Origin of the sequence: Staphylococcus microti, from assembly GCF_000934465.1 — a bacterium.
GTDB lineage: Bacteria > Bacillota > Bacilli > Staphylococcales > Staphylococcaceae > Staphylococcus > Staphylococcus microti.
Map to the genome: position 1 here is coordinate 25,322 of NZ_JXWY01000013.1, position 11,858 is coordinate 37,179.

General features: G+C 38.1%; 9 protein-coding genes. All 9 read left to right on the forward strand.

The window, feature by feature from the left end; genetic code table 11:
- Positions 1 to 4 precede the first annotated feature (4 nt).
- The 9 genes from TP70_RS02375 to TP70_RS02405 all read left to right on the forward strand — a co-directional run bounded on the left by TP70_RS02375 (position 5) and on the right by TP70_RS02405 (position 11,156).
- Positions 5 to 3,217 (forward strand): hypothetical protein, encoded by a 3,213-nt coding sequence (locus TP70_RS02375; protein WP_052502865.1) that lies wholly within the window; start codon positions 5 to 7, stop codon positions 3,215 to 3,217.
- Between the two features lie 11 nt (positions 3,218 to 3,228).
- On the forward strand, positions 3,229 to 4,029 hold the full coding sequence (locus TP70_RS02380) for a distal tail protein Dit (protein ID WP_044359063.1): 801 nt from the start codon (positions 3,229 to 3,231) through the stop codon (positions 4,027 to 4,029).
- Positions 4,026 to 8,003 carry a phage tail spike protein gene (locus tag TP70_RS02385; protein ID WP_044359064.1) on the forward strand — a complete coding sequence of 1,326 codons (3,978 nt, stop codon included), beginning with the start codon at positions 4,026 to 4,028 and terminating at the stop codon, positions 8,001 to 8,003. The genes TP70_RS02380 and TP70_RS02385 overlap by 4 nt, the downstream gene beginning before the upstream one ends.
- The gene (locus tag TP70_RS12175; RefSeq protein WP_156962256.1) at positions 7,990 to 8,154 is read left to right on the forward strand and encodes a hypothetical protein; all 165 of its coding nucleotides are present in this window, start codon (positions 7,990 to 7,992) and stop codon (positions 8,152 to 8,154) included. Before TP70_RS02385 ends, TP70_RS12175 begins: the two co-directional genes overlap by 14 nt.
- 34 nt (positions 8,155 to 8,188) lie before the next feature.
- Positions 8,189 to 8,494, forward strand: coding sequence for a hypothetical protein (locus tag TP70_RS02390; protein WP_044359065.1), 306 nt, complete (start codon positions 8,189 to 8,191; stop codon positions 8,492 to 8,494).
- Positions 8,494 to 8,979: a phage holin family protein gene (locus tag TP70_RS02395; protein ID WP_044359066.1), complete on the forward strand. Its 486-nt coding sequence runs from the start codon at positions 8,494 to 8,496 to the stop codon at positions 8,977 to 8,979. The genes TP70_RS02390 and TP70_RS02395 overlap by 1 nt, the downstream gene beginning before the upstream one ends.
- A 79-nt stretch (positions 8,980 to 9,058) precedes the next feature.
- Positions 9,059 to 9,163, forward strand: a complete 105-nt coding sequence (locus TP70_RS12180) for a hypothetical protein (RefSeq protein WP_103369414.1) — start codon at positions 9,059 to 9,061, stop codon at positions 9,161 to 9,163.
- Between the two features lie 203 nt (positions 9,164 to 9,366).
- Positions 9,367 to 10,170 carry a hypothetical protein gene (locus tag TP70_RS12545; protein ID WP_052502866.1) on the forward strand — a complete coding sequence of 268 codons (804 nt, stop codon included), beginning with the start codon at positions 9,367 to 9,369 and terminating at the stop codon, positions 10,168 to 10,170.
- Between the two features lie 32 nt (positions 10,171 to 10,202).
- Positions 10,203 to 11,156 carry a peptidoglycan recognition protein family protein gene (locus TP70_RS02405; protein WP_044359067.1) on the forward strand — a complete coding sequence of 318 codons (954 nt, stop codon included), beginning with the start codon at positions 10,203 to 10,205 and terminating at the stop codon, positions 11,154 to 11,156.
- Positions 11,157 to 11,858 lie beyond the last annotated feature (702 nt).

An 11,858-nucleotide genomic window follows, 5' to 3' on the forward strand; every position in this document is an offset into this window, starting at 1 on the left:
GTCGATGGGTGATGTGGCACGTTTTATCGCTGAAATTGAAGCGGATATTCGTGATTTTGAACGTGATATTCAGCGTGCGATTGCGATGGCTAAAAGTTTGCCGGATGATATCAAAGTTGAGATAGATGCGTCGATTAATGAATTCAAGGCGAAACTACTAACGGCTGAAGCAATGGCGAAGGAATTTGATGGTAAACAATTTACTGCGGATATTAAAGGGGATACAAGAGATGTAATCAAAGATATAAAAGAAGTAGAAGTGATACTCCAAAAATTAGGTGCTACGCAAACTGATGTACTTGTCGATGCAGAAACTACAAGTGCACTTATTGATTTAAGTTTTGTACGCCAAATTTTGGAAGGTCTAGATAAAGCAAAATATGATCCAGAAATTGATGTTGATATAAGTGAAGCATTGGCAGAAATAAAATTAGTAGAGACTAATCTAAATAGATTAACTGATGTAGATTTAGATTTAGATATTGAAGTTTACACCGATATTAGTAAAGTTCTTTCTAAATTAGCTATTGTTAAAACAGAATTGGAGAGTATTGATCATAAGCGTGCAAAAGCTAAAGTAGATATAGATACAAGTCCATTCAGACGAGGGTTAATATTAGCTGATAAGCAGTTAAATGTTTTCGGTAAAAAAATGGATACGCTGGCAAATGATATTCGTACGACGGGGACTGTGTTTGCGAATATGATTAAAGGGACGATGTTGTCGAGTATTAGTATTTTAGTGCCTGCGATCGCATCGTTAGTTCCTGCGCTCATGGCTGTATTAAATGCAGTTGGTGTTGTCGGTGGCGGTGCAGTTGGCTTAGCGAATGCTTTCGGTATTGCGGGTGCAGGTGTTGTTGGCTTTGGTGCGATGGCTGTAAGTGCGTTAAAAATGGTGGAGAATGGGACTTTAGCGACGACAAAAGAAGTGAACAACTATAACGATGCACTTGATGATCTACAATCTGCTTGGCAAAAGGTTGTGCAAGGGAATCAAGCGCAAATTTTTAATACGTTGGCGAATGCGGTCAATACGGCACAAGTGGCGTTAAAAGGTTTGACGCCGTTTTTAAATGGTGTGTCGCAAGGTATGGAGACGGCAAGTGCTAAAGTGTTGGATTGGGCGAAAAATTCTCAAACGGCGAGTAAGTTTTTTGACATGATGGGCACAACGGGTGTGCGTATTTTTAATAATATGTTAAGTGCAGCTGGGTCATTTGGTAGTGGTTTGGTTGCTGTGTTAACGAATTTAGCGCCATTAACTGAATGGGTGTCTAAAGGGTTTAGCAACATGGGTAAACGCTTTAACGAATGGGCGAATAGTATAGAAGGCTCGAAAGCGATTCAAAATTTTACAAGCTATGTGCAACGTAATTTACCTTTGATTGGACAGATTTTCGGTTCGACGTTCAGAGGTATTTTTAATTTAATGAAAGCTTTTGCACCTAATTCTGAGTTGATTTTCCAGTCATTGGCGAATATGGCAGGACGTTTTGAGGCATGGAGTGCGAAGATTGCGAAATCGGATGGCTTTCAGAAGTTTATTGATTATGTGCAACAGAATGGGCCGTTATTAATACAAACGCTTGGTAATATTATTAACATTATTATCAATGTCGCAACGGCGATGGCACCTTTTGCATCGGCTGTATTAAAAGTGGTTGAAGCGTTTACGCAATGGCTTGCGAAAGTAACAGAGGCACATCCAGCGATTGGTATTTTACTAGGTGTCTTAAGTGTGTTAGGTGGCGCATTTATGGCGCTTTATCCTGCAATAACTTTTGTTAAAGAAGTCATATTACCTTTGATTAGCGCTTTTAGAAAATTTATCGGTGTATCATCGTTGGCTCAATCGGCAATTGGCTTAGTATCATCAGCTTTTGGGCTGATTAGTGCACCTGTATTAATTGCAATCGGTGTGATTACGGCGCTTGTTGGTATCATTGTGTACTTGTGGAAGACGAACGAGAATTTCCGAAATACCGTAATTAACGCGTGGAATTCGATTAAAGAAGGTATCGGTAATGCGATAGAAGGCATTAAACAGTGGTTGTCTGATTTGTTTGCGAAAGTGAATGAAACGATACAGCCAATTCTTCCGATTTTACAAAGATTAGGCGATTTTGCGAACCAAGCTTTAGGTGTATTGTTCGGTGGAGCGATTCAATTGCTGTTAATTCAGCTTCAAGGCTTGTGGACAATGGTGCAAGTTGTGTTCACGGCAATAGGCACAATTATTTCTAGCGTGATTCAATTGATCGTCGGACTGTTCACTGCATTGATTCAATTTTTAACTGGCGATGTTTCGGGTGCGTGGCAGACATTACAAACGACGATTTCGAATGTCGGAGAGAGCATTTGGAACGGCATACAGTCAATTTGGAATACGATTACTCAATTCTTGTTTGATTGTTACTCAAAAATTACTGGTAAAACAGTGTCGAGTTGGTCGCAAATTTGGGGTCATACGACACGATTTTTATCAAATATCTGGAATTCGGTTTCAAGTTGGTTTACTCGAGTTGTAGCAACGGTTGGCGCAAAAATGGTTGGGGCTCTATCGAGAATCATTTCTACTGGTTTTCAATGGGTCAATTCTATTCGCCAAACGATGGCAAACTTTTTAAACGCAGTCGTTCAGAAGTTCTTTGAAGTGGTCAATGCCTGTCGAAACGGCATGGATAGAGCGGTTAGTGCGATACGTAATTTCTTTGGCCATTTTTCAAATGTCGGTGGATATTTGATGAAAGGTTTGGCGAATGGGATTAGAGCTGGTATCGACTGGGTCGTTAACGCGGCGAGAAACGTAGCACAGAGCGCTGTAAATGCAGCGAAACGTGCGTTAGGTATTAAGTCGCCTTCTCGTGTGTTTATGGAAATTGGTCATTTTACAGGCGAGGGGCTTGCGATTGGTATTCATCAAATGACGAGTGATGTTGTGGGCGAAGTGGTGAATATGGCAGAACAGATGGAAAGGGCGTATGCGCCAGAGTTAAATGATATTTCGGCGACGGGGTCGTTTGATAAAGATTTACGTGCGATATCACGCAATATCAATTATACGATTAAAGATGATTTAGAGTTTGGCGTGGAAGGCAAAGAACCGGCTTATATTTACTTGAATCTGGGCGGTAATGAATTCCAAACGCATGCGGATAATATTAGAACGACGAGCAATAAACCGCTCAATTTAAAAGAAGTTTATGATGTGTAGGGGGCGATGATGTGAGTGACGTAGTGCAATATGAAAAGATTGGCAGTAAGTCTGGTAACCTAGTGACTACGAGTCGCCACCAGCTTTACATTAATAATGCCAATATGGATACGACGTTAGGTGTTGAAACGATTGCTGTGCGTGGTAGAAGAAGTTTTGCGCATGAGTTGAACAATGTTGATGTGCCAGCGCGTGATGGTGTGATGCATGTGAGTAAAAATTTAAAAACAAGAGTATTATATGTGACGCTTGCGATTCGACGTGATCATTTTGACGATTTTCATGCGGTGTATCAGAAGTTAAATAAACGTTTGGTGGTGGCTAAAGAAGTTAAGTTTAGTGATGAGAATCTTATTTATTATTGTCGTTTTGAAAGTGCAAGTGAGCCGGATGAAGGTGCGTTGTATCAAGAGATTGAGTTAAAGTTTGTGTGTCATGATCCGTTTAAGTATAGTGAGCTTCTTTCTATGGGATACACTAGTGGTACTGTATTAACAATTAAAAGTGATTACCCTGTCAAACCTGTGATTACGTTAGATTATAGTACTAAAGGGTTTACAGAGTTTAACTTAACGAATGCGACGACGAACCGGTTAGTGGCGATGAGGGATGTTTCAACTGGTGTCGAACGTTATTATAAACTTGATTTTAAAAGTCATGAAGTGTCGAAAGGGGCGTCAAATGAAAATGCGTTGCAGCATTTGTCGATGATGTCTGATTTTGAAGATTTTACGATTGCGAATGGGGATCAACTAGTGATTGATAATAAACCTATTAGTATAGTAATTAAGTATCAAGGAGTGTTTTTATGATTTATTTATTAAATTACAAAAAAGAATTGATTAAAATCATTCCTGAAGAAAATTTTGTGAGTGCTTATTACGAGAAAGAAATTAATGGCTTATATACATGTCATTTGGAATGTCCTTTGTTCTATAAAACGAATGAAGGACATTTATTCAATCACAAAAAATGGTTTGATGATGCGGTATTTATTGGATTATTTGATAAGCAGAAGCGATTTCAAATTTATAAAATTCACGAGCGTGTTGTTCAAAATGAGCAGTTAAGTGTTTTAGGGGTGCATTTGTTTTTTGATGAAGCGAAAGCGATGGATGTGATTCGTGATAAGCGTCCTAATAATATTGATGCTGTAACGGCTGTTGGACTGGTGTTTCAAAATACGGGGTGGGAAGTGGCAGATCACGATACAACGGATTTAAAAAGTACGACTTTTTATTATGTGACGCCGACCGAAGCACGTAAGAAGATTATCGAAACTTGGAACATTGAGATGGATTTTGGCTTTGTGTTTGATGGTAAAAAAGTGTTGAGTAAAGAGCTCTATATTAAGAAAAAGTTAGGGAGTTATACCGGCAAGCGTTTTGTTTACTGCAATAACATTTTGACGATTAAGCAAGAACAAGATAGTTCAGAAGTATTTACCGCAGCGATTGGTAGAGGTAAAGGCGAACAGGTTGGTGATGGTTATGGTCGTCGAATTAATTTTGCGGATATAAGCTGGTCGACGAAAGGTTATAAGAAACCAGTTAACCAAGATTTTATTGAAATTACATCTGCAACAGCGCAGTACGGCTATTATGACGATTCACTTAAGTCGATGAAGCCACGATTTGCTGTGGTAGAATTTGATGATATTGAAGACAAAAAGGTATTAGCAGACGCGACGTATGATTGGCTCATTCATAATTGCGTACCAAAAGTTTCTTATTCTACAACTGTTGCAGAAATTGGCGCACTTGATTTAGGAGATGAAGTAGCAATTATTTACAAACAGGTGGGTATTGCGAAACGTGCAAGAGTGCAGAAAATTAAAGTGAATATGTTGAATTACGCCGCGTCGACGATTGATTTAGGCGATTATCAATACTTTAAACAAGATAAAGTACAAGCGAAAACAAATAAGAAGATTGAAGCAATCAAAGTGGAAAATGAGCATTACGTGACGCGATTAAAGCGTGAGTTTGATGCGAATTACGAGGTGCAGAGAGATTATATGCAACAGCTTGTCGCTGAAGTGGAGACGAGAGCTGAAGCGCAAGTAGAAGCGGCGGAGGGACGCATGCGTGAGACACTCGAAGCACAAAAACAAGAAACTGATTCGCATTTAAATCGTTTTGAAAATGCTTTAATTCCAATTAGTACTGAATTAGACGCAAATAAAAGAAGTATTGAGTTAGCTGCGAGTGAAGTTAAGGCGCTTACAAACCGTTTTGATGAGAATTATCGTTATCTGACGATGCTAGATGCTTTAGCTAATCAAAATTCAGCTGAAATCACTAAAACGAATGCAGAAATTCAAAAAAGAGTGTTAAAGACGGATTATGATGCTTTGACTGGACGTTTGCAAACACAACTTAATGAGACAACATCGACTGCCAATGGTAATAAAACGCTCATTACTGAAATGAAAACGAACGTGAATGATTTAAGTAGGTGGAAAACGGAGAAGGGGCAGTCTATTGATGAGACGATAGATGGTTATCAACGGAAAGTATGGCGTGAAGATGTTGATGCATTGGGTAAGTTAGTTAGTAAAAATACGGCAGATATTAAAGTGACGAATTCAGAAATTGCAAAACGTGTGCTGAAAACGGATTACGATAGGTTGACGGGGCGTTTGCAAACACAGATAAATGAAACAGAGTCTACGGTTAACGGTAATAAAACGCTCATTACTGAAGTGCAAGGCGATGTTAATTCATTAAATACGTGGAAGATGGCAAAAGGTCAGCAGATTGATGAAACGATTGATAGTTATCAGCGTAAAATTTGGCGTGATGATTTAGACGCGTTAGTGTATGATAATGAAAATCTGATTGCGAAAGATGATATACAGTCTAACGTTAAATTAGATCTAGAAAACTACAATGATAAAGGGCTTTTTATTATACAAACAAATTCTGGATTGCGTGATGGTGTGTATATTACAGCAGAGCAACTAGAACCTAACACGAATTACACTATACGATATAAATATCAAAAAATAGATGGAGAATTGGTGGCTTTTGGTGGTATTGCAAATGCTGCATTCCAGCGCAGCGCATCTATTTTTGTTGATGGAAAAAAAGGGAAACGTATTTCCTATAATTATGATGACAGTGTATTTGTTGCGGATGATAACGATGTACATGAAGTGGTTTATAAATTCAGAACACCTTCTACATTGAATAAGGCTGATAGGTTTGGAATATATCCGAACAGGGGTTCAAATATTATAGTTACAGTTAAAGTTTCTGAATTTAAGTTAGAAAAGGGAGTCAAAGCAACATCTTGGAGCCCTTCCCCAAAAGACTTGGCAAGACACGTAGCTACTATAGAGCAAACGGCAGGCACTGTTAAACTTCAATCCGATGCAATAGCAAAAGATTATGTAAAGCAGTCTGCTGTTGTCGTTCAAACAGATGGTGTTTTGATAGGTTCTAAAAAATACAGCGGTAAAGAGATGGCGTCTGCGATAGCAGTAACTCCTACTAACGTAGATATTATTACAAAAAAAATGCGTGTGACGGGTGATATGCAAGTTGCCGGAGATATTAAATCATTATCTCTAAATGCTGTTTATGGCGATATTTCTAAACTGAGAACGAACGTACTTAGTGCAAATAGCGTTACAGCATCTGCAATCAAATCCGATTTATCGATGATTGATAAGTTGTTTTCGAATGATGCGCAAATTGGTAGGTTAACTTCTAAAAGTGCGTTCATTAAAAATATACAGGCGATTGATATTACAGCTTATAGAATGCGTGCAAAAGACAAAACAACATCTGTAACTGTTGAACAAGGTAAAATGACGATTGCAAAGTCGAATGGAGATAAATTAGTCATAAATAACGATGGTTTAAGAAGCTATAATGCGAGTGGCGCATTAAGGTTTAGAATAGAAGATGATTTTGTTACGACTGGTGCTTTAGGAACGCCGAATGAAACGGTTTATTTGGCGAGTTCACGAGAAGTGAGAGCGGTACACTATTCGTCTATTCCAGGTACTGGTAAGGTTGGCGATTATGCGTATACGCCAATTCGTGCGTCAGAATTTTATGGTAACCGATTCTCAGTCAATCACGGAACGCCGAATGTTCAAAACTTATACTTGTCTCCAACTGCAGGCGGCGAAGTCAGAGTGACGCATTATGAAACGACAAATCTTTTTAGACCGATCCGAGCTCTAGAAGTATATGCGACTAGGGTTATTAACAACGCTGAAAATGGCACCAACCAAAATTTATTTTTATCGCCGACTGGCGGTGGAGAAGTGATCGTTACGGCACCTACGTCAGACACCGCATACAGAACGTTGCGTTGTAGAAGTGTTACGCTACATGGCGGCGATGGTATTAGAAGTAACGTTCGCGGTAGTTTGTATATCGGTGTTGGTGGCTATGAGCTTGCTGTGACAAATAATGATTTTGGTGGCAATGGTAATCCTGTATACAAAAATGTTAGGGCGAAAGATTTTATTAAAGCGTCATCTGAACGTTTCAAAAAGGATATACAGCCTTGGGATTACAGCGTTTTGGACATTATTAAAAATGATGTACAGATTTATCAATATAAATACAAAGATGATGATTCTGGTTTGTTCCAACGTGGCTTAGTGCTAGAAAGAGAAACGCCTGCAGAATTTAAATCTGGCGATGGTATTAACAGCTATGAAATGCAAACATGGACGTTGAAAGGTGTGCAAGAATTAGCGTCTGAAAATGATTTACTAAAACAAAGAATTGAAAAATTGGAGGCGATTTTAAATGAATCAAATTGAACGTAATTACGAGAAAGAAGTTATGTATTTACAAGATGAATTGAAAGTGTCGAAATCTAATGAAGCGATGTTAAGAGCTTTATTAGATGATGCGCTTGAAACGATTCAACAATTAAAAAACGATAAAAACGAGCCTGCTCCAAGCGAGTAAGGCTATTTTTTATAAATTTTAGGAGGCATTTATTATGACAAAATTTACGGAATATTACTTGATTGAGGTTGCAGAAAACGGCGAAAAATATCCACTTATCCAAAATTATAGTGGGAATGGTTTTATCAGAAGTACAGTGTCAGACAACGCTTTTAAGTTTGAGTCGGAAGATGATGTAAAAGAGGCGTGCCGATTCCAAAATATGTTGTCGAAACTATTTAAAAACGGTACAAAAACATATTATGTTAAGCAAGATGTACAGCGTACGCAATATACTGAGACGGGCGAAGTTTATGTTGAGCCGTCAATTGATCATGACGTTGAGGGGGCTACGGAATAATGCTTGGTGCAGTTACAGTAAGCTTTACTGAAAGTGAAGCATTTAAAACGTTTATCTATGCCGGTGAACTTAGATTGCTATATTTCTTAATGATTTTGATGAGTATAGATATTATCACAGGTTTAGGTAAAGCATTAAAAAACAACAAGCTATGGAGTCGAAAATCACTGTTCGGTTACGCTCGTAAGCTGTTAATTTTTTGTATTATCGTACTTGCGAATATCATCGATCAAATTCTGGGTACGAATGGCGGGATTTTAGTTGTCACGATTTTCTTTTACATCGCCAATGAGGGACTTTCCATTGTTGAGAACTGTGCTGAAATGGGTGTGTTAGTCCCACAAGAAATTGCGAATAAGCTGGCAGTAATCAAAAATGAGAAAGGTACGTCAGTTACAACTGAAATTAAAGAAGAATTCAGTTCTAAGCACGCTCGTGTATTGGACGGCGATACAGCAGAAGTAAAGATTAAAATAGAAAAGTAAATATGGTAAAATGATAAATGAGCAAGTTGGATAGATGGTGGCTAATCTCTTGAAAAAGGGGTGATGCCTATGGTTATAGTTGTTGCTCCTGGAAAGGAGTAGCATGACAGATTATGAAATGCTGATGGTTGTATTAACAATCATTGGGTTAGTAATGATAAGTCAAAACAGCCATAAAAAATAACCATCTAGCATATACTTTGGTTTGGTAACTAGATGGTTAAAACATTTTTATCCAAGCCACCGTCTTTTTAACGGGCTCAATGTGAGGGGGTATGTGGGGAGCATGCCCTCTTGCATTTTTAATTTATCATATTGTGATTATAATATCAACTTTAACCGTCATCTATTTAATTAGGTGGCGGTTTTATATTGGAGGCGTATTTAATGAAGAAGAATGTTTTAAATTTGACAAATTTAGGTGACGGAAATCGTATCAAGCAAGGAGATAAATCGAAGATTAAGTTTCAGCTTTCGGATGGGAATTCTGAGAATTTGAATCTTGAAGGTAGTGCCACAATCTACCTGAAAAAGCGTGACTATGTATATAAGTATGAAACTGAAGTCAATAGCAATACTGTTGATTTACGTATCACGGATGTTATTCCGGCCGGCACGTACACGGTCGAAGTAGTTGCAAATGGCTATGTGTTTCCAAGCGACAATGCCGTTAAAATTGATGTGACGCCTAGTGTGTTAGGTAATTCTATTGAAATGGCTAAAAGTACGAATGTATTCAATGATGCAGTAATTGAAGCTATTGAAAACGATTATGCGAATCGTTATGGAGAACTAGATGTAATGTTCATAAAGTGGCATGACAACTATTTCATTTGGCCTTTAGCCTTTTCAAAGAAAGAATGCACGGAAGATGATTATGACAAATGGAAAAAAGAGAAGCAGGAACATGTGCAGTCTTTAATTACTCAAAGGCAACCTAAAAACTCTGAACATTTTTACGAGATTACAAGAATTTTATTCGCACGAACGCCTTTCCCAGTGGTTCTAACAATTAGCGAAAAAGATAAACCTTTTGAGACGTATTATTTTGAAAACAACTTTATGTTGCCTTACAGCTACATCCCTTATGACTTTGACGGACATATTAAAGTTCAATACATGTATAACGGAGAAGCAATTGAACAAAATTCAGTGAAAGTAAAATACATTGATGAGAGTCCTGCTGAATAAGTAGGACTCTTAATTTATAGGAGGAATTTATTATGACAAAAACTAGAATTGGAACATGGAACGGTGTACCCGTCTATACAGACTTTTTGCCTTTCGGAACACGACGCACGGGTCAACGATTAGTGAGTGGTAACCCTAAATTTGCGGTGTTCCACGACACAGGCAACCCTAACTCAACAGCACAACAGAATGTAAACTACTACCGCAATACTTACAATATCGGTTGGGATGCAACAGCGTCTGCTCATATCTTTGTAGATGATGTAGAATGTATCATTTGCATTCCGGTTACAGAAAAAGCGTGGCACGTACTATACAATACGCCGATTGATAACAATTGGTATGGTGATGATGCCAATGACATTGCGTTTGGTTTAGAAGCTTGTTACTTCTCTGACAGAGCACGCACACGTAAATCATTAGACAATGCTTGTCGTATCATGGCGGCTTTATGTAATTCTTGGGGTATTAACCCCCGTAACCAAATGCCGGGTCATCAAGAGATTCAATATGATAAGCAAGATCCTGGTAATATTTTAGCGGCAGCAGGTTATGGTCGACATGATATGTCTGTTATTGACAACTTAGTCATTAAATACATGAAAGGTGACGCACCTGTTAAGAAAGTGGCACCAACAGTTAAAGCACCAATCAAAGGTAGACCGCCACAAACTGTTTGGAATTGGCAAGGTACTTTCACAGCACATAAAACAAATACAGAGCCTATTGTTGTACGACGTTCTTATGGTTTAGACGAAGACCGAGTAGGAGAAGAGTCATGGATTTATCCAGGTCAATACGTAGATGTTGTACAGGTTATAAAGGATTTAAAAAATAATCTTTGGTGGATTGGCTTTAAATACACGGCAGATGGTGCTAACAAAAAAGATACATTCTTTATGCCTATTGGACCAATCAAAGACAAGCAACAGAAGATCAAAAATGAGAAAGAATTGTGGGGTATATTGAAAATTAATAAATATTAAAAACTTAGGGTGGCTGTAATGGTCACCCTGTTTTTTTGTTTTGAAAGACACTTGAGAGCAACATGTTACAATCATTGTTAAAAAACTAAAAAAGTTGAATAATACTAATAAATATTAACAAAAAGAGGAAAAATTAATCGTAACTATTGCGTATGAAATGAAAAGATATTATAGTTATTTGTGAAGAAAGGGGTATCTATCCAACTCTTTCTCGCTAACTAAAACTCTTTATCGTCAAGTTAGTTCTTTTGTAGTAAAAACTATATACAATTAGGAGTGGATTGTATAGCCCGGCAGAGGCCTTATATCTGACTGTTGGTCCCGCAAGAGACATCTTCTTGCCTCCACTCACATACATAATCTCTACTCGCTTAAGTTAGATTTTAGTACTCTGTAATTTTAAGTATGAATAATATGCTTATTCTAAAGCCGTACCTTAACTGGTGCGGTTATTTTTGTGCAAAAAAGTTGAACCCCACCTGGTAAATAGGCGGGGTTTTTAAGGGCAAAAATTAGGGGACGTCTCGGGGACGTTTTTTAACTGTTCAGCTTTTCTGGGGACGTCTCGGGGACGTTTAGCACAAAATACGATATTCAACGATTTTTAGCGAAATACAACAAAACCCCGTTATATCAGTGTTTGTGTTCACGAGATATAACGGGGTATTAACGAAATATAAGCAATTAACGGAAACGGAGGGA